A 24,693-nucleotide genomic window follows, 5' to 3' on the forward strand; every position below is an offset into this window, starting at 1 on the left:
GCTAGCGAACCGCAGCACCTGCGCCTAAGCAAAAGGCCATGGGGACCGCTTATGTCGCAGGCTGGCGGCGATGGTGAACACCGCGGCGCGCCGTTCAGAGCGCCGCCTGTGGCGCTGCGGCCCGAAAGGGGACCAGCCGGCGTTTGTCTTCGTCCCACAAGGTGAGGGCGACGCAGCGCAGACTCTGGCGCAGGGTCAGCCGGTTGAGCGTCCGCAGCTCCGGGTAATCGCGCAGCACTTCCGGCAGACGGTAGTGGGGAATGCGGCTCGCCAGATGGTGAACATGGTGGATGCCCACGTTGGCGGACAGCCACCGCAGCGGCGCAGGAAGGTCGTAGTAGGAACTGCCGTGCAATGCGGCGTCGTGATGTTGCCAGCGGTCGTCCGCGTCCCAGTGGGTGCTTTCGAACTGATGCTGGATATAAAACAGCCAGACGCCGGCACCTGATCCCAGAAAGATGATGGGCAGATGGATCATCAAGAACGTGCCGAAGCCGACCGCGTAAGCCAGCCCCAGCGCGCCGGCGAGGATGGCCGCGTTGGTGCCCATGGTGCTGACCCAGTGCAATCGTCCCGCGCCCATGAAGCCGATGGGCAAACGGTGCTGGAGCACGAAGACGAAGAACGGCCCGATGCCGAACAGCACCGGCGCGCTGCGGTAGACGCGATATCGGAGCCGCCCCCAGGGGGAGCGCTCGCCGTATTCGCGCACCGTGAGGGTGGCCACGTCGCCGATGCCGCGCCGGCAAAGGTTGCCGGAACCGGCATGGTGCAGCGCGTGAGTGCGGCGCCAGTGGTCGTAGGGGGTCAGCGTGATCACGCCGAGGATCCGGCCGAGCCAGTTGTTGGCGCGCTGCGTCCGAAACACCGAGCCGTGCCCGCAATCGTGCTGGATGAGGAAGAGGCGCACCAGAAAGCCGGCGGCCGGGACCGCAAGGAGAAGCGCCAGCCAGTAGCCAACTATGGTCAGCGCAATCCACATGCCGGCCCAGAGGGCGACAAACGGCACCAGAGACAGGACCAGTTCGGCGATGCTGCGGCCTGCGGCCGGTTCGCGGTAGGCCGCCAGAGCCCGTGACAACGGGCGCGGCGCCATGGCTGGCGGTGCGGCGGCGTTGTCCTGGCTTGCGAAGGGGTGGGGGGTGGGACCGGCAGGCGCCCGAGGGCCTGTCGGTTCGATCTGCGCAGCGACGCAGGCAGCCTTATTCGGCAGGATCTGACATCTCCGCCTTTGCGGCCATGCCTTCGCTGCGATGAAGCGCGCGCAGGGCAGCAAGGTTGAAGCGTTTGTCGTCCACCGTCATCACCAGGCCTTCTGCGCCGAGATCCGAGAATGCCTCGACGGCAAAGTCGATGGCCTCCGCCGCCGTGTCGAAGCGGTGGTAGCCAAGTGCGTTGCGCTTGCGGCCGATCCCCTTGGAGATGAAGATTTCGGCTGGCGACCGGAGGTCGTCGGCGGTCATGGAGGTGACCGGGTCGGTGCGGGGGTTGCTGGTCATCGCTTCTTCACCCCGCCAAGATTGCGCGAATGCAGATCGCCGGGCGCCGCGGCGACCGAGCCGCGAAGATATTTCGGGCCAGCGGCTTTCTTCGCCTTGGACGAATCGTCCTTCGCCTTCTGCGGTTCCTTGGTGCTCTTTTGCTGTCCTTTGGCCACGTCAAACGCTCCGTATTGGCGGCACCCCTGGGTCCGCGCTGCTGGATGAGGTCTTGTGGTGGTGCGGCGACGTCAAAGGGGGTGGCGGCGCTTTGGAAAGGCCCGAGCCACGGTCCGGCAACGGGCCGGACGGGCAGTCGCGAAGCGGGCGGCAAATTCGCGCCGAACGCTCTGCGAAGACTTATAGAGTGTAAGTAATATGCATTAAACCAAAATCAATGGCCGGAAAAATACCGAAGCATTTTTTCGTGTCGATTTCTCGCGTTCAGTAATGTCGGAATTTTGACTTTGGGGCGGGGCGCCGTATGCGGCTAGATGGCGTCCTGCGCGCCGGCGCGGATCATGTCGGCGGCTTTTTCCGCAATCATCACAACGGGTGAGGCGGTATTGCCGGACACGATCTTCGGCATCACCGACGCATCGACGATCCTGAGGCCGGAAAGGCCATGGACGCGGAGGTCGGCGCCGACCACGGCGCGGTCATCGCTGCCCATCCGGCAGGTGCCGACCGGGTGGAAGATTGTGGTGCCGATGTCGCCTGCGGTGCGGGCGAGCGCCTCGTCGGTGGTGATTTCGGGGCCGGGCAGCACCTCTTGCGGCGTGTACCGCTCCAGGGCGCGCGCCGTCATCAGCTGGCGCGCCTGGCGGATGGCGGCGACGGCCACCGTCCGATCCGTTTCGGCCGACAGGTAGTTGGGCCGGATGTCGGGATGGGCGGCGGTGTCGGGCGCGTTGATGTGGCAGCTTCCCACGCTGTCCGGCCTGAGGTTGCAGACCGAGACGGTGATCGCCGGCTCCCGGTGCAGCGGATCGCCCAGCCTGTCGGTGGAGAGGGGCTGCACGTGGTATTCAAGGTCCGGCGTTTCGCGTGAGGGGTCCGACCGGGTGAACAGGCCGAGCTGGCTGGGCGCCATCGCCAGCGGCCCGCTGCGCTTCAGCGCATATTCCAGCGCCATCCGCGCCTTGCCCACGGCCGAATTGGCAAGCGTGTTGAGTGTCAGCGCATTATTGACGCGGAAGATGGTGCGCAGTTGCAAATGGTCCTGCAGGTTCTCGCCGACGCCCTTCAACGCGTGCGCCACCTCGATCCCCAGACCCTGCAACAGGTCCGGCTGGCCGATGCCGGAGAGTTCGAGGATTTTCGGCGAGTTGATGGCGCCCGCCGCCAGCAGCACCTCGGCCTTTGCGCGCGCCTCGTACAGCGTGCCGCCACGGCGGTAGCGAACCCCGGTGACGCGGCCCCCCTCCACCACCAGATTTTCGCTGTGGGCGTGGGTGACGAGGCGAAGGTTGGCGCGGCGCATCGCAGGCCGCAGGAAGCCGCGCGCCGCGTTCCAGCGCACGCCGTTTTTCTGGTTCACCTCGAAAAGGCCGGAGCCTTCGTTGCTGCCATCGTTGAAATCGGCTCGCGGGAGGATGCCGAACTCCTTGGCGCCCTCCTGCACGGCCTTCAGAATATCCCAGGCGAGCCGCTGAGTTTCCACGCGCCACTCGCCACCCTCACCGTGGAGGCCGGTCTTGCCGCCGTGGTGGTCTTCGGATTTCAGGAAATAGGGGAGGACATCGTCCCAGCCCCAGCCGGCATTGCCCATCTGGCGCCAGGTCTCGTAGTCCGCCGCCTGGCCGCGCATGTAGATCATGCCGTTGACCGAGGAGCAGCCGCCCAGCACCTTGCCGCGAGGATAAACGAGGCTGCGGCCGTTGAGGCCGGGCTCGGGTGCGGTCTTCATCATCCAGTCGGTGCGGGGGTTGCCGATGCAGTAGAGGTAGCCGACCGGGATCTGCACCCAGTGGTACCGGTCCGACCCGCCGGCCTCCAGCACCAGGACGCGGGTGCGCCCGTCCGCGGTCAGACGATTGGCAAGGACGCAGCCGGCCGTGCCTGCGCCGACGATCACATAGTCGTAGTCGCCGTCGAGCCGTGCCGCCTCTTGGTCGCCTGCCATCGTGCCTCTCCGCCGGAGGCGGCGATCTGACCAGAGCTTCCCGGCGGCCGCAATCCCGAGCGTCTGTCGGTCCGCGCCGACAATGTGCCGCCGGCGCGGTCTTGGTCAGAAGGCTGCGCGCGGGTCGTGCCTGGCGAGGCGTGCCAGCATGCCGTCGACTTCCGCCCTGGTGGTGGCGTTCATCTTGGGGCCGGGGGCGCGAAGGTCCGCGTGGGCGATCGCGCCGCGTTTCACCAGCACGTACTTGCGCACGGCAAGGCCGATGCCGGACTGGTGCTCGTAGCGCAGGTACGGCAGGTGCGCGTCGAACAGGGCGTGCATCCCGTCATTGTCGCCGGACTGATGCTTCTTCACCACGTCGACCAGCATGTCCGGGAAGGCGTAGCCGGTCATCGCACCATCGGCGCCGCGCTCCATCTCGAAGTCGAGGAACAGGCCGCCGTTGCCGCACAGGATCGAGATGTGCCGCAGCGTGCCGTCGGCTTCCATCTTGCGGAGCGCGGAGACCTTCTCGAGGCCGGGCCAGTCCTCGTGCTTCAGCATCACGCAGGAGGGGTTCTCCGTCACGATCCGGCGGATGACGTTGTTGGACATGCGCACCGTGGTCACGAGCGGATGGTCCTGCAGGACGAACGGCACGTCCGCGCCGATCTGCGCGACGGACTGGGCGTAGTAGTTGCAGATCTCGTCGTCGGTGCGCATGGCGGGAGGCGGGTTGATCATCACGCCGGCTGCGCCCGCATCCATCGACGCGCCGGAAAGCGCGCGCATGGCGGCAAAGCCCGGCGCCGAAACGCCGACCACCACCGGCTTGTTGAAGCGGGCGAGCACCCGCTTCACGATGGCGACGGACTCCTCGGGCTCAAGCTTGGGCGCTTCGCCGAGGATGCCGAGGATGGTGAGACCATCCACGCCGGATTCGAGGTAGAAGTCGCACATCCTGTCGATGGAAGCGTAGTCCACCGCGCCATCGGGCAGGAAGGGCGTGGGTGCGATGGCGTAGACGCCCTTGGTGTCGATCCCGAACATCAGTTGCCTTCCTTGAACTTGGCGTAGCGCGCCTTGGTCTCGTCGTTCATCGGGTAAAGGCCGGGGAGGGGCACGCCGCGTTCCACCTCGGTGACGATCCAGGCCTCCAGCTTCTCCTGCTCGACGGCTTCGCCGACCACCTCGTCCAGCAGTGCCTGCGGGATGAGGACTGCGCCGTCCGCGTCGATCACCAGAACGTCGTCCGGCACGATGCAGACGCCGCCGCACCCGATGGTCTCCTGCCAGCCGACGAAGGTGAGGCCGGCGACGGAGGGGGGCGCCGCAGCGCCGGAGCACCAGACCGGCAGGCCGCTGGCAAGGACGCCGTCGAGGTCACGCACCACGCCGTCGGTGACGAGCCCCGCCACGCCGCGCTTCTGCATCCGGGCGCACAGGATGTCGCCGAAGATGCCGGCGTCGCGCACGCCCATGGAATCGACCACGGCAATGCAGCCTTCCGGCATCGCCTCGATGGCGGCGCGGGTGGAGATGGGCGAACCCCAGGAGGCGGGGGTCGCAAGGTCTTCGCGCGCCGGGACGAAGCGCAGGGTGAAGGCAGGGCCGACAATGCGCTCCTGTCCCTTGCGCAGCGGCATCGCACCGCGAAGCCACACGTTGCGCAGGCCCTTCTTCAGAAGGATCGTGGTCAGCGTGGCCGTGGTGATGGTCTTCAGCGTGTCGATGGTTGTCTGGTCAAGCGCCATGGCGGTGTCTCCTCAGATGCTCGGAATGTAGCCGCCGTCAACGCGGATAACGCTGCCGGTGATGTAGGAGGCACGCTCGGAGGCGAGGAAGGCAACGGTGTCGCCATATTCCTTCGGGTCGCCGTAGCGGCCAAGCGGAATCGCCTTGTTGCTTTCCGCCTTCACGTCCTCGACGGGGCGGCCTTCGCGCTCTGCCTTCTTCTCGTCAAGGAAGGTGATGCGCTTGGTGGCGACGCGGCCGGGCAGCACGATGTTGGCGGTCACGCCATCACGGCCGACTTCGGCGGCAAGCGTTTTCGACCAGCCGAGCAGCGTGGCACGCAGCGCGTTGGAGAGGCCGAGGTTGGGGATCGGCGCGACGACGCCCGACGAGGTGGATGTGATGATCCGGCCCCATTTGCGCTCGCGCATGCCCGGCAGCACGCGGTCGGTGATCGCAAACACCGAAACCACCATGGAATCGAAGAATTTGCGCCACGTGTCGGAGGAGACGCCCGCAACGCCGCCGGGGGGCGGGCCGCCCGTGATGGCAACGAACACGTCGACCGAGCCAAGCTCGGCTTCCACCGCAGAAACCTTGGCGTCGACGCTGTCGACGTCCGCGAGGTCCCAGGAGATGGCGAAGGCGGTGCCGCCAGCAGCGTTCACGGCATCGGCGGTGACTTTCGCCGCGTTCTCGTCAATGTCGGCGACGGCGACTTTCGCGCCTTCCGCGCCCAGCGAAAGCGCGATGGCGCTGCCGAGGCCGCCACCAGCGCCCAGCACCAGGGCGACCTTGTTGTTCAAACCGAGATCCATAGTGTCCTCCAAGAGTTCGCCTCTGGCGTAGCGGGTCCGTTTCCGCAGAAAAAGTGCGCCAATGTTGGTTCATGCCGAACGAAAAGTTCGGTATTATGTGCCATGGATACCCGCTTTCTGGAAACCTTCCTCACCGTCGCCCGCCGCGGTTCGCTGGCCGATGCGGCAGTGGAGCTGGACATCACCGCCACCGCCGTCGCCCAGCGCATCCGCACGCTGGAGGCCGAGCTTGGCGTGAAGCTTCTGGAGCGGGCCGGGCGGTCGGTGCGGCCGACGGAGGCAGGGCATGCGGTGGCGGACCGGGCAACGCCGCTCCTCCACGGCCTCCGGGATCTGCGCACGGCGGTGCAGGGCGGCGCGATCATGGGGAAGCTGCGTGTTGGTGCAATTTCCACCGCGCAGACCGGGCTCTTCCCGCGCGTCCTGGGGCGGCTGGCGCGGGAGGCGCCGGGGCTGGAGGTGGCGCTGGAGCCCGGCACATCGGCTGCACTTTACGAGCGGACGCTGGCCGGCGAGCTGGACGTTTCGGCAATCGTCAAGCCGGGGTTCGCCTTGCCGAAGACCACCGAGTTCCGCCTCTGGCGCTCCGAACCGCTGATCCTGCTGGCGCCGCGCGGGGAGGAAAGCCGCGATGCATTGCACCTTCTCAAGGCGAGGCCGTTCATAAGGTACGACCGGCGCCAGTGGGGCGGGCGGCTGGCGGCCGATTATCTCGGCGCGCGCGGGATTGTGCCCGCACAGCGCTTTGAACTGGATTCGCTGGAGGCAATTGCGGTGATGGTGGATGGCGGGCTTGGTGTTTCCATCGTGCCCGAGTGGGCAGCGCCGTGGCCGGAAGGCTTGCGCCTGACGCGGATTGCACTGCCGCCGCCGGTGCCGGTGCGCGCGCTGGGGCTTTTGTGGCTGCGCGGCACGGCGCAGCGGCACCTCATCCGCAAGATGGTCGACATCGCGCTGGACGGTGCGCCGCAGGCCTGAGCCTCAGCCGTAGCGGGCGCGAAGCGTCTCGATATAGTGGTTTTTCGACGGGCCGAGGTGGGCCTTGCACAAGGCGACGAGGCGGGGGCGATCCTCGTTGCGGATGGCGTCGATCATCTCCCAGTGCGCGCTGGCAGCCCATGCCTGATACGTGCGGTCGCTCACCGCAATGGAGCGGTAGGCGTGGGATTTCTGCGCGAAGATGTTGATTGCTTCGGCGAGCGCCGCGTTGCCGCAATGGGCAAACAGCGCCTTGTGGAAGGCAATGTTGCAGCGGAACACGCCGCGCCGGTCGTGCGCCTCCACGGCGGCTGAGTGTTCGCGCTGGATGTCTTCGAGCTCGGCGATGGACGCCGGCGAAAGCGGCAGCGCAATGCAGGAGGCCGCTTCGCTCTCCAGAAGCTCGCGGACGGTGTTGATGTCGTCCACTTCCTTCTCGGTGTAGACGCGGACGACGGCGCCCTTGTTGCGCAGCCGGTCCACCAGCCCGAGCCGCTCAAGCTCGACGATGGCTTGCCGCACCACGTGGCGCTTGACCTCGAAGCGCGCGGCAATGGCCTCTTCGACCAGCCGCTCACGCGGGTGAAGGCGACCGAAGACGATGTCTTCTTCGAGCAGGCGGGCGATGTCGAGTGCCAGATCCTCGCGGTTGCGGCGCGGATCGTCCCCGATTTCACCCGCATCCGCCGCACCCGTCCGGGCCAGCCCCGCCATCGCATTCCTCCTGCCGCCGCTATTCGGTTCCGCCCGGCGTTTGCTGGCGGCCTGCCAGCGCCCGTTTCATGCCCCGGCCGAGCACGCTGAACAGCGGCGTGGCCTGCAACGCCGACAGAAGCGCAATCGCAAGCAGTGTGGCAGAGATCGGGTTGTTGAGGAAGATCATCCAGTTGCCCTGGCCGATCAGCAGCGACTGCTGGAGCGTGGTGTCGAGGATCGGGCCGAGGATGAGGCCGATCACCAGCGGCGGGGTGGGGATCTTGAACGTGTCGAACGCCAGGCCCAGCATCCCGAAAGCGATCATCAGCCCGACGTCGAACATCGAGTTGTTGATGGCGTAGGCGCCGATCACGCTCATCACGACGATCACGGGGCCAACCACGCGGTTGGGGATCTTGGTGACCGCGACGCAGGCGCGCGTGAAGAAGATGCCGACGATGAACAGTGCGAAGTTCGCAAACAGCACGGCCCATAAAAGCGTGTAGGTGACATCGCCATATTCGGTCATCAGCGAAGGACCGGGCAGGATGCCGTGGACCATCAACCCGCCAAGCAGCACGGCGGTGGACGACGAGCCCGGAATGCCGAGGGCGATGGTGGGAATGAGCGCACCGCCGACCACCGCGTTGTTGGCGGCTTCGGGTGCCACGATGCCGGCGGGGGTTCCGGTGCCGAACTCGTGCTTGTTCTTGGCGAACCGCTTGGCCTCGTTGTAGGCGAACCAGGACGCGGTATCGCCGCCCGTACCGGGGATCAGCCCGGTGATGATGCCGATGAAGCCCGAGCGCACGCTGTTGGGCAGGAGCTTGAGGAATTCACGCCCGGTGGGCAGCATCCGGTCGCGGATCTTCGAGACGCGCTCCGTCCCGGTGGGGTTGCCCTCCACAATGAGGCGGACGGCCTGCGGGATCGAGAACAGCCCGATCAGCGCGACGGTGAAGTTGATCCCGCCGAACAGATCGAGAATGCCGAAGGTGAAGCGCGGCGTGCCGGTGGTGAGGTCCATCCCCACCGTGGCCAGCAGCAGCCCCAGTGCGCCGGAGAAGAGACCGAGAATGGTCGACCCCTGGCTGAGTGCGCCGATGATGGTGATCCCGAGCACCGCGACGGCAAAGATCTCCACCGGGCCGAAATTGAGGACCACCTTGCCCAGGAGCGGCGCGACCGTGAGGAGCGCGATGGAGCTGATGAGGCCGCCGATCAGCGAGGCGGTCAGCGACAGGCCGAGCGCCTTGCCGGCGTGCCCGCTGCGCGCCATCGGGTGCCCGTCGAGCACCGTGGCGGCGGCGGCCGGCGTGCCGGGTGTGCGCAGCAAGATGGCCGCGATGGAGCCGCCGTACATGGCCGAGAGGTAGAGCGAGGCGAGCATCGCAAGCCCCGTCTCGGGGCGGAACGAGTAGGTCAGCGGTAACAGCAGCGCGATGGCCATGGTGGCGGAAAGGCCGGGCATGGCGCCGACGAACATGCCGATCAGCGCGCCGGCGAAGATTGCCGCGATGTTGATCGGATCGACGACGTTGGCAAGACCGATCCAGAGGAAGGATTCCATACGTGATACGACCTCAGAACGCCGGATAAAGCGGGATGTTGAGCCTCAGGAACCAGACAAACACGCCGTAAATCACGGCGGTGACGGCAATGATCGTGAGTGCGCCGGTCAAGAGACCGACGGGGCGCAGGAGCACCAGCGGGATGGTCAGGAACAGCGGCGTGGCGATGAGATAGCCGATGATTCCGATCGACCAGGCGTAGGCGACGATCAGCCCGACGAAGGCTGCGCCAAGGGCAACGCCTTGCCAGTTGATGGGATCGGACGTGCCAAGGGTGCCGTTTGCACTGGCCTTGCGCCACTGCAGTGCCTGCTGGGCAATGGCAAGCACCGCCAGCACCATCACCACCCAGCCGAGAAGGTCAGGCAGCTTGCGCGCCGTTGCCGGATAGGCAGAGGCTTCGCCCCACATGAAAAACACCAGCCCGATTGCGGCCAGTGCAACGACGAGACGTCCCATCGCAAAGTCTCCAGAACAGGAAAGACGGGCGGGGGCTGTGCCCCGCCCGCAAGGGTGCAGTGTGTGGCTTACTGCTTCTGGACTTCGTCTTTGATGTCGGCCCAGATGACCTTGTATTCGCCTTCCTGCTTCTGCAGCATCGCGGCGTAGTCATCGCCGGAGATGAAGTCGATGTTGAAGGCGCGGTCTGCGGCGGCCTTCTGGAAGTCGGGGTTGTCGACCACGCGCTGCATTGCGTCGATCATCTGCTGGCGCGCTTCGGCGGGGAAGCCGGCGGGGCCGGAGTAGCCGCGCGAGGACCCTGCAACGAGGTCGTAGCCGAGTTCCTTGGCGGTCGGCACGTCGGGCAGGTCCGGGATGCGCTCTTCGGCGAACACCGCGAGCGCCTTCAGGTTGCCTTCCTTGATCTGCGGGAAAGACACGCCGACGTTGGTGAAGCTGGCGTCGATCTTGCCGCCCATGGCCGCCGTCCACGACGGGCCGTCACCCTGGAACGGGACCTTCTGAAGCTTCACGCCGGCCTGTCGCTCGAACTGGACCGAAGTGAAATAGTCGTCGCCGCCCACGCCGGAGTTGCCGACGGTCACAGTGCTCGGGTTCGCCTTCGCGGCCTCCACAAAGTCCTCGAAGGTGTTGAACGGGCTGTCGGCAGACACGACGGCAATGCCGGGGTCGGTCACGATATTGGCGATGGGCGTGATTTCGCTGATGTTGTAGGTGATCGCCGGATTCATGATGTAGTTGGTCGTCAGCATCGGGGTGTTGGTGATGCTGATGGTCGCGCCGTCCGCCTTAGTCTGCTTGGCAAGGCGGGTCCACGCAATCGCGCCGGTGGCGCCGGGGATGTACTCGTTGACGAAGTTGACGCCAAGCTCTTCGGCGAGGAACGGCTGGACGAGCTGTGCCAGCGCATCGGAGCCGCCGCCCGCCTTGAAGCCCTGCATGACTTTCACGTCGCTGGCCGGGTATTCCTGCGCGGACGCCGGGGTGAATGCGGTGGTGCCAAGTGCCGCGGCAAGGGCGAGCGCCATCATCGGGGTCTTCATGTGGGAATCCTCCAGGTTGTTTTTTGAACGCAAATTCATCGCGCTTGGCCGGCAGGAAATACCTCAAACCGGAACCTGTCAAACATATTGTTGACAATCTGAAGCGTGTGTCCGTTGATGCACGTACAAAATTGGTGGGCGAAAAAGATGGCTGACAGCAAAGACCGTGGATTGAAAAAAGGCCTTACGAGCTATGGCGATTCGGCGTTCTCGCTGTTTCTGCGCAAGGCCTTCATCAAGGGCATGGGCTATTCCGACGATGCGCTGGATCGTCCCATCGTGGGCGTGGTCGACACGTTTTCCGCCTACAACGCCTGCCACGCCAACGTGCCGGACCTTGTGGAAGCCGTGAAGCGCGGCGTGATGCTGGCCGGCGCGCTCCCCGTGCCGTTCCCGACCATCTCGATCCACGAGAGCTTCGCGTATCCAACGTCGATGTTCACGCGCAACCTCATGTCGATGGACACCGAGGAGATGATCCGCGCCCAGCCGATGGACGCTGTGGTGATGATCGGCGGCTGCGACAAGACCGTGCCGGCCCAGCTGATGGGGGCGGCCAGCGCCAACGTGCCGGCAATCCAGCTCGTCACCGGGCCGATGATGACCGGCAGCCACCGCGGCGAGCGCGTTGGCGCCTGCACCGATTGCCGGCGCTTCTGGGCGAAGTTTCGCGCCGGCGAGATCGACGCTGAGGAGACCGACGCGGTCAACAACCAGCTCGTCCCCGGTGGCGGCACCTGCGGCGTGATGGGGACGGCCTCCACCATGGCGCTCGTCACCGAGGCGCTGGGGATGATGGCCCCCGGCGGCGCGACGCCCCCGGCGGTGACGGCGGACCGCCGCCGCATTGCCGAACTCAGCGGCAAGCTCGCCGTCGAGATGGCGGCCAGCAACCTCACGCCAGACAAGATCATGACCAAGGAGGCATTCGAGAACGCGCTGACCGTGCTCCTGGCCACAGGCGGGTCCACCAACGGCATCGTCCACCTTGCCGCCATCGCCGGCCGCGCCGGGCTGACGCTCGACCTCGATGCGTTCGACGCCATGGGCCGCAACATCCCGGTGCTGGTGGACCTCAAGCCGTCCGGCCAGCACTACATGGAGGACCTGCACCGCGCGGGCGGCCTCCCCACAATCCTGCGCGAGCTGAAGGGCCACCTCCACCTCGATTGCATGACGGTGACGGGGAAGACGCTTGGCGAGAACATCGACGACGCGCCCGGCGGCTGGACGCAGGACATCGTGTCGAGCGTGTCCGATCCGCTGTTCCCCGAAGGCGGGATGGCCGTGCTTCGCGGCAACCTTGCGCCCGGCGGCGCCATCGTGAAGCAGTCGGCGGCCAGCCCCAGGCTGATGACCCACCGCGGCCGCGCCGTGGTGTTTGCGTCCGTCGCGGACATGGGCGCACGGGTCGACGACCCGGACCTCGACGTGACCGAAGACGATATTCTGGTCCTTCAGAATGCCGGCCCCAAGGGTGCACCGGGGATGCCCGAGGCCGGCTACATGCCGATCCCGAAAAAGATTGCGGCCACCGGCGTGAAGGACATGGTCCGCATTTCCGACGCGCGGATGAGCGGCACGGCGTCCGGCACCATCGTCCTGCACGTGACGCCGGAGTCGGCCGAGGGCGGGCCGCTGGGCCTGGTGAAGACCGGCGACATCATCGCGCTCGACGTGCCGAAGCGCACGCTCACGCTGGAAGTTCCCGAGGCGGAGCTGGCTGAGCGGGCAAAGGCGTTCAGGGCGCCGGTCCACGACGGGTCCGAGCGGGGCTACAAGAAGCTGTTCATGGACACTGTCACGCAGGCTGACGAGGGCTGCGACTTTACCTTCCTGATCCCGGAAAAGACCGGCTCGGTGCCCGGCGCGAAATAGGCGCCGCTCAGGCCTCGTCGGCTTCCAGCATGTGCGGGGGCGGGCGCATCAGCGACCCGTCCTTGGTCGTGCCGGCGCGGCGGAAACGGACGATGGCGGCCGACAGGTGGCACTTGATTGCCGCGGTCGCCCACTCCGCGTTGCGCGCGCGCAGCGCCGAGATGATCTCGGTGTGCTGGCGGATGCTCTCGTCCATGTCGTCGTCGGTGTAGATGTAGAAGCCGCCGATCACGAGCGGATATTCCAGCAGGCTCGAACCGAACGTGCGCAGGTGCGCGCTGCCGCAATCTTCATAGATCGCGAGGTGGAAGGCGTAGTTGGCTTTGTGGATGATTTCGAGCCGGTCTTGCGCCGTTGAGCGGGCGGCAGCGGCCATCTCCTCGTTCAGCCGGTGCATCCGCTCGAACGTCTCGTCGCTGGCGTTGCGGGTGGACAGCGCTGCGCCGTAGCCCTCCAGCAGGATGCGCAGGTTGAAGATGTCTTCCGCATCCTCGATCCGCCACGGCGTCACGATCGCGCCGCGCTTGGCGGCGGGCTCCAGAAGGCCCTCGGCAATCAGGCGCTGGATGGCGGCGCGGACGGGGGTGCGGCTGACGTCGAGGTCGGCGGCGACGCTCTCTTCCTTCAGCTGTGCGCCGGGGTCGTAGTAGCCCGCCATCAGCCGTCGCCGCAGGACCAGATGCACCTTGTCGCTGACATTCATTGCGCGTTTCTCAGGTCCTGCTGATTGCCGGTCGGGCGTCGGGGCGCCAATGCCCATTCTAGCCGCAACCTGGCGCGGGCGCGCAAGGCGCCCGGCCCATCACGCGGCGCCGGGGGCAGGCGGCGCCTTTTTTGCGCGCAGGCGGCGCCAGAGCGGGGTCAGAAGCGTCAGGACGATCAGCGCCACCAGCACCCACGAGATCGGGCTGGCCACAAGATACGTGGCATCGCCGCGGGAGATCAGCAGCGCGCGGCGCAGCGATTCCTCCGCCATCGGCCCAAGGATCACGGCCAGGACCGCCGGTGCCGTGGGGATCGACAGCCGCTCCATGATGAAGCCGAGGAGGCCGAAGCCCAGCATCATCCACACCTCGAACATGGAGTTGTGAACCGCGTAGACGCCCACCGTGGTCAGCGCCAGGATCATCGGCCCCAGAAGGCGCGGCGGCAGGCGCAGCACGTTGATGAACGCGCGGGCGCCGAGCTTGCCGATGATATACATCAGCGCCGCCGTGACGAGCATGGTCAGCATGAAGCCATAGACGGTGTCGGCGTTGTCGCGGAAGAGCTCGGGGCCGGGGCGGAGACCATGGACCAGCAGCGCGCCGAGAATGACGGCGGCCACCGCGTTGCCGGGAACGCCGAGCGTCAGCGCCGGGATCAGCGTTGCGCCGGTGTCGGCGTTGTTGGCGCATTCGGGGGCTGCGAGGCCCTCGGGCATGCCCTTGCCGTAGTTGGGCTTGTCCTTCTCCGGCGTCGCGCGGCGCTGTTCGTTCCAGGCGAGGATTGCCGCAATATTGCCGCCCAGCGCCGGGATGAGGCCGATCACGAGGCCGATGACGGACGAGCGGATCCACACCGGGATCAGCGTGCGCCAGCGGAATTTCTCGCGCTTGCCGCCCAGCTCCAGGTTGCCCTTGGCCACTGCATTGCCGTCCAGCATCAGCTCCAGCGCCGGCGGGATTGCATAAAGGCCGGTGAGAAGGACGATGATGTCGACGCCGCTCAGAAGGTCGAGCTGGTTGAAGGTGAACCGCTCCGTGCCGGTGAGGCCGTCAATCCCGACCATGCCGAGGATGAGGCCGAGGCAGGCGGAGAGAAAGCCCTTGGCCGGGTTGTCCGCCAGAAGCACCGAGATTGTGGTGAGGCCGAACAGGGCAAGCCAGAAATAGTCCGCCGGGCTGAACTGCAAGGCGACCGCGGCCAGCGGCGGCGCCAGAAAGAGGAGCGCCAGCGCGCTGACGGCGCTGCCGATGGACGAGGACGTCAGCGAGATGTCGAGTGCGAGGCGCGCGCGGCCCTGCTTGGCCATCTCGTGCCCGTCGAACACGGTTGCGATGCCGGCGGGGGTGCCTGGAATGCGCAGGAGGATCGCGGGGATCGAGCCACCGTACATGGCACCGTTGTAGATGCCGGCGATCATGCCGAGCGCCACCAGCGGCGACATGGAGAAGGTGAGCGGGATCAGGACCGCAATGCCCATGGTGGCCGACAGGCCGGGCAGGGCGCCGACCGCGATGCCGACCGCGGTGCCGACCACCATCGCCAGCATCACGGCGGGGTCGAGGAGCTGGGGCGCTGCGGAAATGATGGGGCCGAAGAGATCCATCGTCAGGCTCCGATCATTTCGAGAAGGGTCTCGGGCGGCAGCGGCACCGACAGGAGCAGCCGGAACACGCCATAAAGGACGACGCAGAAGCCGATGGTGGTGAGAAGCGTGACGCGGTAATTGCGGTAGCCGATGGCGGTGGACAGCAGCGGCACCATCACGATGGTGGCGGTGAAATAGCCGAAGTGCGCAATTGCGAACACGTAGCCCGCCGCGATGGCGACAATGGCGACGAAACGCACCAGCACCGGCGCCGGGACGTTCAGCGTGCCGCTGGTGCCGCGCGCAAGGCCAAGCACGGACTGCGCCATCCAGACGACGCCGAGCGCCGTGGCAAGGCCGGTGACCGCGACGGGCATGTAGGCCGATGCCCCGCGATAGCTGGAGGCTTCAAAGATGCCGGCGGCCGCCACGAGCGTGACGACGAGCGCGGCGAAGAGTTCGATGGCACCCTTGGGCATCGCTTGCTCCCGACCAGACTGACTGTTGTTTTTGAGAAAGGAGCGGGGCCGGGCGTTGCCGGCCCCGCAGCAGTCCTACTGCTTGACCCAGGGCTCTTCGGCCCAAAGGGTTTTCAGCGTCTCGTCGAGCGCTTCGAGGTGCGCGCGGAAGGCCTTGCTGTCCTGGAAGGCGAGGGCGAGGTCCTGCTTCTTCGCGGCTTCCTGGAACTCGGGGTTCTTCACGGCACGGTCGACAGCGTCGGACAGGGTCTTCTCGACTTCGGCGGACACGCCGGCGGGCGCTGCGATGCCCCGGTCGGAACCCATGATCACGTCGAAACCCTGCTCCTTGAAGGTCGGCACGTCAGCAGCGCCGTCCCAGCGTTCCTCAGCCATCTGGCCGAGGATGACGAGGTTGCCTTCCTTGGCGTCGGCCACGGTCTCGGAGATGTTCATGGAGGCCATCATGATGTGGCCGCCCAGCACTGCGGCACGCACGTCGACGTTGCCGGAGAACGGGATGTGGGACAGCTCAACGCCGGTCAGTCGCTCGAAGCGGAGAGCGGCGAGGTGGTCGTCGGAGCCGATGCCGGTGGTGCCGTAGGTGACTTCGCCCGGATTTTCCTTGGCGTAGGCAACCAGCTCGTCGAGGTTGGTGATGCCTTCGTCCGGACGCACGCTGAACGCGCCGGGGTCGTAAACGATGTCGGCGATGGGCGCGAAGCTCGACAGGTCGTAGCGGGCCTTCCGGGCGATCGGGATCGACAGAAGGTTCGGCGTGTTGATGAAGCCGATGGTGTAGCCGTCGGGCTCGGCCTGGCTGAGCGCGGTGAAGCCGACCTCGCCGCCGGCGCCCGGCCGGTTGAGCACCGTGATGGTGGCGCCGCCCAGTTCCTTCTCGATGAAGGGGACCAGCGTGCGTGCTGCGATGTCGGTACCGCCGCCGGCAGTGTAGGCGACGATCATGGTGATCGGACGCTCGGGATATTCGGCGAACGCGGGGGCGACGCCGACCGACGTCGCCAGCATGAGACTGGCAACGGCCAGGGTCTTCTTATTCATAGATCCTCCCAATGGTGGGTTTTCCGCGCGGCCCCTGTAGAGCCACTTTGGACACGAATGCTGTACAGGAATGCCTCGTACCCGGTAAAGGGGGTTGACGGCCGTTTGCGCGATAAATCCAAGCAGGCCGGTCACAATAAGCACTATATTTGATGAATTTCTGTGCGTTCAGTGCTGCCTTGCGCAGTGCGATTTTTTGTGGTCCAGACGTTTCTGTATTTTTTGTGTACCTTTTGCGCGGTGTGAGCGGCGGTGCGTTGAACCGGGCATTTGCTTCAATGCAACGTTGTGGCGCAGGTGCCGCCCAGCCCGCCGGGTGTTCCGCCACAAGGTCTTCCGGAGTGAGCCGATGACTGAAACATGCCGCCCCGTCGTCTGCGTCCTCGATGACATCCACCCCGCGGCACTCGCCCGGATTGCAGAGACCGCCGACCTGCGCCTGCCCGCAGATAGCGCCAACTGGCGGGAGGTGGCCGAGGGCGTGATCGTGCGCGGCACCCCCGTCACCGAAGCCGACCTGAAGGCTGCAAGACGGTTGAAGGTGGTTGGCAAGCACGGCACCGGGATCGACAACATCGACGCCGCAGCCGCTGCGCGCGAAGGCATTCAGGTGCGCCACACGCCGGGCGCCAACGCACCATCGGTGGCCGACCTTGCCGTGGGCATGGCGTTGTCACTGATCCGCAACCTTCACCGCCACACCGAAGCGTTGCGGGCCGGCACCCGGCTGAAGGGCGCGGCACGCAGCGGCTTCGAGCTTGGCGAGCTGACCTGCGGGATTGTCGGCGTCGGTGCTGTCGGCAAGCTCACCGCGCACCGCCTCGTCCACGGCTTCGGCGCCCGTGTTGTCGGCTACGACCCCCACCTTGCCGCAGATCAATGGCCGGAGGGCGTCACGCCCGTAACGTCGCTGGATGCGTTGACGGATGTGGCCGACATCGTTTTCCTGCACATGCCGCTGACCGACGAGACGCGCGGCATGTTCGGCCGGGCGCAGCTCGCGCGAATGAAGCCGGGGGCGTATCTGGTGAACTGCGCGCGCGGCTTCATCGTCGACGAGGCGGCGCTGGCCGATGCGCTGGCCACGGGCCAGCTTGCGGGCGCGGCGTCCGATGTGTTCGAGAGTGAGCCGAACTACGAGAGCCCGCTGCTTGCGGTAGAGGGCTTCATCGCGACGCCCCATGCCGGCGCGCAGACCGAGGCCAGCCTGAAACGCGTCGGCATCGCCATCGCGGACAAGGTTCTGAACTGCCTGACGGTGCCGGCCGAGAGCCGCGCCGCCGAAGAAACCGCCAAGGAAGGAACACAATGACCGTCGGATTCCGAGTGCTGAAGCGCAAGCGCGCCGTCTCTCCCGAGCTGGTGAAGCGCTTCGCCGCGCTGCCCGTTGCCAACGTGAGCGACTCCATGTGGCGGATGCCGGCCGCCGGCGCGCGGCTGACGCGCTACCACAAGGAAGGCGTTCGTCTTTCGGGCCCGGCGCTCACCGTGAAGACCCGTCCTGGCGACAATCTGATGGTCCACAAGGCGATCGACATGGCCGAGGCCGGCGACGTGATCGTGGTCGACGCTGGCGGCGACCTCTCCAACGCCATTCTCGGTGACATCATGACCACGATGTCGATCAAGAAGGGCATTGCCGGGTTCGTCATCAACGGCGCCATCCGCGATGCGGACGAGATCCGCGAAAGCGGCATCGGCATGTATGCCGCCGGCGTCACCCACCGTGGCCCGTACAAGGACGGGCCCGGCGAGATCAACGTGCCGGTCGCGATCGACGGGATGGTGATCGAGCCTGGCGATCTCATCATCGGCGATGGTGACGGCGTTCTCTGCGTGCCCTTCGACGAGCTGGATGCAGTGCTGAAGGCGGGCGAGGCGAAGCTCGAAGCCGAGAAGGCCGACTTCAAGCATATTGCGGCCGGAACCATGGACCGCAGCTGGGTCGACAAGGTGCTCCTCGCCAAGAATTGCGAGATCGAGGCATGACCGAGGCGGCCCCGGTCAAGGCCGATCCGGCCACCGGTGGCCGCCCCGCGGCGGCGCCGGACCCCGGTGTGGAGAAGCGCGCCGCCACCCGTGCGCCGCGCCGTCTGCGCAATGTCTTCAACCTCGAAGAGTTCGAGGCGGTCGCGCGGCGGCATCTTCCGCGCGGCGTTTTCGGCTACGTTGCCGGGGCCGCCGATGCGTGGACCGCGTTGGGCGACAACCGCAGCGACTTTGCGCATGTGAAGATGATGCCCCGCGTTCTGGTGGGGCACGCCACGCGCGATCAGGCGACGACCCTGTTCGGCGCCCGCTACAACCATCCCTTCGGCATCGCGCCGATGGGGCTGAGCGCTCTGGCGGCCTACGATGGCGATGTGGTGCTGGCCAGGGCCGCGCATGCGCTCGGTATCCCCGCGGTGATGAGCGCCACGTCGCTCACCAGCCTGGAGCGGGTGGCGAACGAAGGCCCCAGCCGCTGGTATCAGGCCTATCTGCCGGGCGATGACGAGCGGATCGTCGCCATGGTCGACCGCATTGCGGCGGCCGGCTACGAGGTGCTGGTGATGACGGCGGACGTGCCCGTCGCCGGCAACCGCGAGGACAGCAAGCGCGACAAGTTCGGCGCGCCGCTCAAGCCCAGCCTCGACGTTGCGATGCAGGGTCTCGTGCGGCCGGCGTGGCTTTGGGAGACGATGCTGCGCACGCTTCGCGTCCACGGCATGCCCCACTTCGAAAATAACGACGTGAAGCGCGGTCCCCCGATCATCGCCAAGGAGGTGGTGCGCTCGTTCGCCGGGCGGGCGAGCCTTTCGTGGCACCACGCCCAGATCGTGCGTGAGCGGTTCAAGGGCAAGGTGGTCATCAAGGGGATCATCGCGCCGGAGGATGCAGCGCGCGCTGCGGCGCTTGGGATGGACGGCATCATCGTCTCCAACCATGGCGGCCGGCAGCTGGATTCCTCCCTCTCCTCCATCGCCGCGCTGCCTGCGGTGAAGGCTGCGGCCGGCAACATGACCGTGATGCTGGACAGCGGCGTGCGCCGTGGCTCCGACGTTCTGAAGGCGATGGCGCTGGGTGCGGACTTCGTCTTCGTCGGCCGGCCGTTCCTGTTTGCCGCCGCGGTCTCGGGCGTTCCGGGCGTGGAATATGCGGCTAGTCTCCTGTCCGCCGAGATCGACCGCGACATGGCGATGCTGGGGCTCGGTTCGCTGGATGCGCTGGACGAGAATGTCCTGGCGCCGGCGTGGCGCCCGTCGTCAGACAGCGCCTGACCGCGTTGACGATCCTGCGAATGACGGCGAACTTCTCAAAGGGGATTTAACCATCATTCGCAAGCGCGTTTTCATGGTCCGGGCGCATCATCAGGCGCATGCAGAACCGCCTGAAATACCCGCTTCTCGCCTTGGCTTTGCTGGCACTCGCCGGATGCGGCAGCACGCCGCCCATGTCCATCAACAATGTGTGCTCCGTCTTTGCCCAGCGCGACGGCTTCTTCAACGACTGGCACGCCGATGCCCGCCGCGCCGAGAAGCGCTACGGCATTCCGGTGCCTGTGCTGATGGCAACGATGCGCGTGGAATCCGGGTTCGACGGCGACGCGCGGCCCCCGCGCCGCAAGCTTCTGGGCTTCATTCCGTGGAAGCGCCAGTCCACGGCCTACGGCTACAGCCAGGCGCTGAACGGAACGTGGGACCAGTACCGGCGCGAGACCGGGCGCGGCATGGCCCGCCGCGGCAATTTCGGCGATTCGGTGGATTTCGTCGGCTGGTATTACTCCAAGACCGTGCAGCGCTACGGCGTCCCGCGCGACGATGCCTATACGCTTTACATGAGCTATCGCTACGGTTGGACCGGCTATGCCCGCGGCCGCTGGAAGCGCGACCCCGGCGCCCGCAAGACGGCAGCCAAGACCTCCAACTTTGCCAGCAAGTACGCCTACCAGCTCAGCAACTGCCGCTGAGCGCGGATCAGAAGCCGGAAAAGTCGTCCGTTGCCGAGGCATCCATCTTCAAGGCTGACGCATCCGCGTCGTTGTCGTTGATACGCACGCGGGCGCGGACCCTGTCCAGCGTCACGTCGCTGACGGCGGTGAGGTGGATGATGAAGGCCTCGGTGTCTTCGACGATGCCATCGTCCAGGATGCGGACGTAGCGGGTGGATTCGGTTTCGCCGGCCTCGAACACGAAGCGGCCTTCGCGGGCGCGGTAGTCTTCGTCCGCCACTGCGGTCAGGTCCATCGTCTCGTAGTCGACGAACAACCGCTCCGATGATGCTTCGGACAGGACCGCGGTGATGGATGCCCGGCCCACCGCCTCATCCACGCGCACGTTGGCAAGAGACACGACAGGCGGCGCCACCGGCCCGTCATCGTCCACAATCGTGCCGGTCGCCGCCGCTGTTCCGGCGGGGCCGGTGGTGCGCAGGACGAAGGTCTCGTCGCCCTCGCGCGCAGTGTCTGGCAGCACGGTGATGTCGACGAATTTCTGCGTTTCGCCGGGGGCGAAGGACAATGTGCCATCTCTTGCGACATAATCTTCGCCCGCGGTGGCCGTCCCGTCTTCGGTCGCAAAACTCACCAGCGTTGTGGTGTCCGCCGCCTCGGACAAGGTGATTTCGAAGCGGATCGTCTCAGGATCCGCGCTGCCGCCATCGCCGATCAGCGGCGCCAGAAGGTCGACCGCCTCGGTGCGGATGGTGCGCCAGTCATCTTCCAGAATGCCGCCGGTGTCGCCGGAGTTCGGGTTCCACGACCACCACGCAAAGTTCATGGCGTTGGCGCCGGGGTCGGCGGTGCCGCTGCCGTCGAAGTCGCCGCCGAGATAGGCGACGATGGCATCCGCCCAGGCCTGATCGGCGGCGGTTTCCAGCCGGCTGCCGAACTCGCCGACGAGAATGGGCGCGATGCCCTCTTCGTGGATGAAGCCCCAGTTCTCGCGGAACACATCAAAGAGGTTGCTGCCGTCGGTAAACCAGGGCTGGGCATAGACCGAGGCGGGATAATCGTGCGGGGAGTAGACGAGCTTGTCGCTGGCGCTCAGCGTCACCGGGCGGTCGGCGACACCCTGGAGGTTGCCGCCCCACCAATAATTATCGCCGTTGTGGCTGGCGACGCCCTCCACAATGACGAGCCAGTCAGACGTTTCAGCCAGGATGGCGTTGCCGGCGGCTTCGGCTGCGCTGGCCCATGCGTCCCACGTTGCACCATGGGGTTCGTTGGCAAGGTCCGCGCCGATGATGGCGGGGCTGTCGCCATAGCGCGCGGCCAGCGTCTGCCATGCGCCGATCCAGTCTGCCTGGCTGTAAGGGCCATCGTACCAGAGGCCGTTGCCATTGGGGCCGTCGCCGGCCGCGGAGCGGTGGTTGTCGAGGATGATGCCGAGGCCGATGTCTTCGGCGTAGCCGACGATCCTGTCGAGGATGTCGAGCCCGCCGAGGCCGGCAAGGTCGGGGTTGAGGCCAAAGTCGATGCCGTTGGGGACGGCGGCCGGGTCGAGCACGGCGTCCAGCGAGAAGGGCAGGCGGATGGCGTTGAAGCCGGTCGCCTTGATCTCGTCCATCATCTCCTGCCAGTTGCGCGTCCACAGGCCGTGGGGCGCAATGGTGCCGGTTTCCAGCCCGAACCAGTTCACCGCTTCGATCTGGACCGCTTCGCCCGCCGCGTTGACGATCTGGTTGGAGCTGGTGGAAAGCGGCCCCATGACCGAAGCTTCGGCCGCGGCCTCGTCCGGATTTCCTTCCGCGGTAGAGGCGGCTGCCACTGAAACGTCCGGCGGGGCGGCGGGTTCGCCACCATCGCCCGTCCCGTCACCCGCTGCGGCGAAGCTGAGATCGGCCGGCGCGCCGGTGGCCTGGAAACCGAAAGTGACAGTTTCGCCCGCGCCCAGCACCCCGTTGCGGGGCAGATTTTCCAGAATGTAGGTGTCGCCCACATGGGAGACGATGGCGGCGTTCCAGATGTTGTCGAGCGTTCCGTCGAAGGTCAGCTCGATGCGCCAATGGTTGACCGCGGCCGACGGGGTCCAGTTCACGTCGGCGACAAAGCCGGTGTTCCATTCCGAGCGTATTGCGTATTCAACCGTGCCGGGCGTGGGTGTCATCGGACCTGCGCTCCTTGTTGCTCCACTGCATAAAGGCACCGAAGCCCGCAGCCGCAACCTGCCTTCGCAGACCGATTTGTCCGAATTGTGAGGCAACGCAAGAAAATTCGCGTTGCCTCAAAGGTGTGGCCGCTCCGGATCCTGCGGTTGCGGGCGTCCGGGCGGCGCCGCTCAGTTGTTGCCGCGCAATTTCTTCAGGCCGTCCAGTGCCACCACGGAGATGATGAAGCTGCCGATGAAGGCGCCCTGCCAGAAGGTGGAGATACCGAGGAGGATCAGCGAGTTGCGGATCACCTCGATGAGCAGTGCGCCCAGGATGGCGCCCAGCACCGAGCCTTCGCCGCCGGCCAGCCGCGCCCCGCCAATGACGGCAGCAGCAATCACCGTCAGCTCCATGGCGGTGCCAAGGTTGGTGGTGACGCTGCCCAGCCAGCCGACCATCAGGATGCCGGCGACACCTGCCGTGAAGGCCGAGAACATGTAGACCGTCACCTTCATCATCCGCACCGGGATGCCGGTGAGGAGGGCGGCGTGTTCGTTGCCGCCGATGGCGAACACGTACTGGCCCCACCGTGTCCAGCGGTAAACGAACGCCATCACGATCGCGATCGCGGCCAGCACAAGGACCGGGTTGGGTATCCCGCCGAAGTTGCCGCCGCCAATGCCAAGGAGCATGGCCTGATCGGGCCCGAACTCGTAGATCATCTTGTTGTTGGACAGGACCAGCGCCATCGAGCGGGCGAACGACAGCATCCCCAGCGTCACCACAAAGGGCGGGATGCCCACAAACGCAATCAGCGCCCCGTTGACGAAGCCCACCAGCAACGACGCGCCAATGGCAAAGAAGGCAGACACGGCGAAGGAGTGCCCCTCGCTCATGAACAGCCCCATCACCACGGCGGACAGGACAACAGACGCGCCGACCGAAAGGTCGATGCCGCCGGCCGCAATGACCGTGGTCATGCCGATGGCGATGATGGCAACGAAGGCAAAGTTGCGGGTGACGTTGAAGAGGTTGCGCTCGGTGGCAAACGTGTCGGTGACGATGCTGAGCGCCAGACAGGCGACAATGGCGGCGACGAACACCCAGAACACCTGAAGCCCCACGATCCGGGACAGGATTGTGCGGTTCTGGCTCTGGCCGATCGCGTCTTCGAGGGAGGTGTTCATGCTGCGCTCTTGAACCGGGTCTCGATGGCGCCGGTGATGAGGCCGGTCACCTCTTCGGGCGAGGTTTCGGCGGTGGCCATCTCGGCGACCAGCTCGCCGCGCCGCAGCACGGCAACCCGGTCGCACACGGAAAACACGTCCGGCATCCGGTGGCTGATCAGGACGACGGCAATCCCGCGCTCGCGCAGCCTGCGGATCAGCTCCAGCACTTCGGCCACCTGGCGCACCGAGATGGCGGCGGTGGGCTCGTCCATCAGCACCACCTTGGGGTCGGACAGGAGCGTCCGGGTGATGGCCACGGCCTGACGCTGCCCGCCGGACATCTTGCGCACCATGTCGCTCGGCCGCGTTTCGGACTTGAGGTGAGCGAAGAGTTCGCCCGCGCGCCTGCGCATCCCGGCATAATCGATGATCGAGATGGGCCCGAAGCCCTTCATCTTCTCGCGCCCCAGAAACACGTTGGAGGCGGCCGTCATGTTATCGCAAAGGGCAAGGTCCTGATAGACGACCTCGATGCCGGCATGCTGGGCATCCTTGGGATGGTGAAATGAGACGGGTTTGCCGTCCAGCCGGATTTCGCCGCGGCTTGCCCCGAAGTTCCCGGCGATGATTTTTACTAGCGTCGATTTGCCGGCTCCGTTGTCACCCATAAGGCCGAGCGCTTCGCCCGCCTTGATCGACAGGGTTACGCCGTTGAGAGCGCGTATCGCGCCAAAATGCTTACTGATCCCTGTCAATTCCAGTCGTTCCGAAGCCATTTCCACCCCTGTTTTAGTGCGTTTATTAGAAAGAATATAGTTGACGATTCGCCGGCAGTAAATATTATCAGACTTAGATCGCTATCGTGTTTGCAATTTAATTG

Annotated in this window: 25 protein-coding genes; 6 read left to right on the forward strand and 19 right to left on the reverse strand. The window is 66.1% G+C overall.

Annotated elements, in window-relative coordinates:
- Window positions 1-94 precede the first annotated feature (94 nt).
- From RDV64_RS09875 to RDV64_RS09905, 7 genes are all read right to left on the reverse strand, one after another.
- The gene (locus tag RDV64_RS09875; protein ID WP_309199086.1) at window positions 95-1,096 is read right to left on the reverse strand and encodes a fatty acid desaturase; all 1,002 of its coding nucleotides are present in this window, start codon (window positions 1,094-1,096) and stop codon (window positions 95-97) included.
- 106 nt (window positions 1,097-1,202) lie between these two features.
- The gene (locus tag RDV64_RS09880; protein WP_309199087.1) at window positions 1,203-1,499 is read right to left on the reverse strand and encodes a hypothetical protein; all 297 of its coding nucleotides are present in this window, start codon (window positions 1,497-1,499) and stop codon (window positions 1,203-1,205) included.
- Window positions 1,496-1,657 (reverse strand): hypothetical protein, encoded by a 162-nt coding sequence (locus tag RDV64_RS09885; RefSeq protein WP_309199088.1) that lies wholly within the window; start codon window positions 1,655-1,657, stop codon window positions 1,496-1,498. The genes RDV64_RS09880 and RDV64_RS09885 overlap by 4 nt, the downstream gene beginning before the upstream one ends.
- Window positions 1,658-1,968: 311 nt before the next feature.
- The gene (locus tag RDV64_RS09890; RefSeq protein ID WP_309199089.1) at window positions 1,969-3,603 is read right to left on the reverse strand and encodes a GMC family oxidoreductase N-terminal domain-containing protein; all 1,635 of its coding nucleotides are present in this window, start codon (window positions 3,601-3,603) and stop codon (window positions 1,969-1,971) included.
- Window positions 3,604-3,708: 105 nt separating this feature from the next.
- Entirely contained in the window at window positions 3,709-4,632 is a 924-nt protein-coding gene (locus tag RDV64_RS09895; protein WP_309199090.1) for a dihydrodipicolinate synthase family protein, read from the reverse strand.
- Complete coding sequence (locus RDV64_RS09900; protein WP_309199091.1) at window positions 4,632-5,336, reverse strand: ribonuclease activity regulator RraA; 705 nt, start codon at window positions 5,334-5,336, stop codon at window positions 4,632-4,634. Before RDV64_RS09900 ends, RDV64_RS09895 begins: the two co-directional genes overlap by 1 nt.
- Before the next feature lie 12 nt (window positions 5,337-5,348).
- Window positions 5,349-6,134: an SDR family oxidoreductase gene (locus RDV64_RS09905; protein ID WP_309199092.1), complete on the reverse strand. Its 786-nt coding sequence runs from the start codon at window positions 6,132-6,134 to the stop codon at window positions 5,349-5,351.
- A gap of 102 nt (window positions 6,135-6,236) precedes the next feature.
- Between RDV64_RS09905 and RDV64_RS09910 the strand changes: the two genes are divergently transcribed.
- Entirely contained in the window at window positions 6,237-7,112 is an 876-nt protein-coding gene (locus tag RDV64_RS09910; RefSeq protein WP_309199093.1) for a LysR family transcriptional regulator, read from the forward strand.
- A 3-nt stretch (window positions 7,113-7,115) separates the two neighbouring features.
- Here the strand turns inward: RDV64_RS09910 and RDV64_RS09915 are convergent, their stop codons facing one another.
- From RDV64_RS09915 to RDV64_RS09930, 4 genes are all read right to left on the reverse strand, one after another.
- Window positions 7,116-7,826, reverse strand: coding sequence for a GntR family transcriptional regulator (locus tag RDV64_RS09915; RefSeq protein WP_309199094.1), 711 nt, complete (start codon window positions 7,824-7,826; stop codon window positions 7,116-7,118).
- Window positions 7,827-7,845: 19 nt separating this feature from the next.
- Entirely contained in the window at window positions 7,846-9,378 is a 1,533-nt protein-coding gene (locus RDV64_RS09920; protein WP_309199095.1) for a tripartite tricarboxylate transporter permease, read from the reverse strand.
- A gap of 13 nt (window positions 9,379-9,391) precedes the next feature.
- Window positions 9,392-9,838, reverse strand: coding sequence for a tripartite tricarboxylate transporter TctB family protein (locus RDV64_RS09925; RefSeq protein ID WP_309199096.1), 447 nt, complete (start codon window positions 9,836-9,838; stop codon window positions 9,392-9,394).
- A gap of 68 nt (window positions 9,839-9,906) precedes the next feature.
- Window positions 9,907-10,884: a tripartite tricarboxylate transporter substrate binding protein gene (locus tag RDV64_RS09930; RefSeq protein ID WP_309199097.1), complete on the reverse strand. Its 978-nt coding sequence runs from the start codon at window positions 10,882-10,884 to the stop codon at window positions 9,907-9,909.
- A 147-nt stretch (window positions 10,885-11,031) separates the two neighbouring features.
- Here RDV64_RS09930 and RDV64_RS09935 point away from each other — a divergent pair, with 147 nt between their 5' ends.
- Window positions 11,032-12,762, forward strand: a complete 1,731-nt coding sequence (locus RDV64_RS09935; RefSeq protein ID WP_309199098.1) for an IlvD/Edd family dehydratase — start codon at window positions 11,032-11,034, stop codon at window positions 12,760-12,762.
- Between the two features lie 7 nt (window positions 12,763-12,769).
- Here RDV64_RS09935 and RDV64_RS09940 read toward each other — a convergent pair whose 3' ends face one another.
- The 4 genes from RDV64_RS09940 to RDV64_RS09955 form a co-directional block, all read right to left on the reverse strand.
- A complete protein-coding gene (locus RDV64_RS09940; protein ID WP_309199099.1) occupies window positions 12,770-13,465 on the reverse strand; it encodes a GntR family transcriptional regulator in 696 nt (231 codons plus the stop codon).
- Window positions 13,466-13,564: 99 nt separating this feature from the next.
- Entirely contained in the window at window positions 13,565-15,073 is a 1,509-nt protein-coding gene (locus RDV64_RS09945) for a tripartite tricarboxylate transporter permease (protein WP_309199100.1), read from the reverse strand.
- A 2-nt stretch (window positions 15,074-15,075) separates the two neighbouring features.
- On the reverse strand, window positions 15,076-15,534 hold the full coding sequence (locus tag RDV64_RS09950; RefSeq protein ID WP_309199101.1) for a tripartite tricarboxylate transporter TctB family protein: 459 nt from the start codon (window positions 15,532-15,534) through the stop codon (window positions 15,076-15,078).
- 75 nt (window positions 15,535-15,609) lie between these two features.
- Complete coding sequence (locus RDV64_RS09955; protein WP_309199102.1) at window positions 15,610-16,575, reverse strand: tripartite tricarboxylate transporter substrate binding protein; 966 nt, start codon at window positions 16,573-16,575, stop codon at window positions 15,610-15,612.
- Window positions 16,576-16,924: 349 nt separating this feature from the next.
- Here RDV64_RS09955 and RDV64_RS09960 point away from each other — a divergent pair, with 349 nt between their 5' ends.
- The 3 genes from RDV64_RS09960 to RDV64_RS09970 are packed head-to-tail and all read left to right on the forward strand — an operon-like array spanning window position 16,925 to window position 19,835.
- Window positions 16,925-17,887 (forward strand): NAD(P)-dependent oxidoreductase, encoded by a 963-nt coding sequence (locus RDV64_RS09960; protein WP_309199103.1) that lies wholly within the window; start codon window positions 16,925-16,927, stop codon window positions 17,885-17,887.
- Entirely contained in the window at window positions 17,884-18,564 is a 681-nt protein-coding gene (locus tag RDV64_RS09965; protein ID WP_309199104.1) for an RraA family protein, read from the forward strand. The genes RDV64_RS09960 and RDV64_RS09965 overlap by 4 nt, the downstream gene beginning before the upstream one ends.
- Window positions 18,561-19,835, forward strand: coding sequence for an alpha-hydroxy acid oxidase (locus tag RDV64_RS09970; protein WP_309199105.1), 1,275 nt, complete (start codon window positions 18,561-18,563; stop codon window positions 19,833-19,835). Before RDV64_RS09965 ends, RDV64_RS09970 begins: the two co-directional genes overlap by 4 nt.
- Before the next feature lie 46 nt (window positions 19,836-19,881).
- On the opposite strand, the gene RDV64_RS09975 is transcribed toward RDV64_RS09970, so the two are convergent.
- Window positions 19,882-20,019, reverse strand: a complete 138-nt coding sequence (locus tag RDV64_RS09975; RefSeq protein ID WP_309199106.1) for a hypothetical protein — start codon at window positions 20,017-20,019, stop codon at window positions 19,882-19,884.
- On the opposite strand from RDV64_RS09975, the gene RDV64_RS09980 reads away from it, so the two are divergent.
- Entirely contained in the window at window positions 20,009-20,524 is a 516-nt protein-coding gene (locus RDV64_RS09980) for a transglycosylase SLT domain-containing protein (protein WP_309199107.1), read from the forward strand. The genes RDV64_RS09975 and RDV64_RS09980 overlap by 11 nt on opposite strands.
- A 7-nt stretch (window positions 20,525-20,531) precedes the next feature.
- Here RDV64_RS09980 and RDV64_RS09985 read toward each other — a convergent pair whose 3' ends face one another.
- The 3 genes from RDV64_RS09985 to RDV64_RS09995 all read right to left on the reverse strand — a co-directional run bounded on the left by RDV64_RS09985 (window position 20,532) and on the right by RDV64_RS09995 (window position 24,589).
- The gene (locus tag RDV64_RS09985) at window positions 20,532-22,661 is read right to left on the reverse strand and encodes a cellulase family glycosylhydrolase (RefSeq protein ID WP_309199108.1); all 2,130 of its coding nucleotides are present in this window, start codon (window positions 22,659-22,661) and stop codon (window positions 20,532-20,534) included.
- A gap of 171 nt (window positions 22,662-22,832) precedes the next feature.
- Window positions 22,833-23,831: an ABC transporter permease gene (locus RDV64_RS09990; protein ID WP_309199109.1), complete on the reverse strand. Its 999-nt coding sequence runs from the start codon at window positions 23,829-23,831 to the stop codon at window positions 22,833-22,835.
- The gene (locus RDV64_RS09995) at window positions 23,828-24,589 is read right to left on the reverse strand and encodes an ATP-binding cassette domain-containing protein (protein WP_309199110.1); all 762 of its coding nucleotides are present in this window, start codon (window positions 24,587-24,589) and stop codon (window positions 23,828-23,830) included. Before RDV64_RS09995 ends, RDV64_RS09990 begins: the two co-directional genes overlap by 4 nt.
- Window positions 24,590-24,693 lie beyond the last annotated feature (104 nt).

The organism is Acuticoccus sp. MNP-M23, assembly GCF_031195445.1.
Taxonomy (GTDB): domain Bacteria; phylum Pseudomonadota; class Alphaproteobacteria; order Rhizobiales; family Amorphaceae; genus Acuticoccus.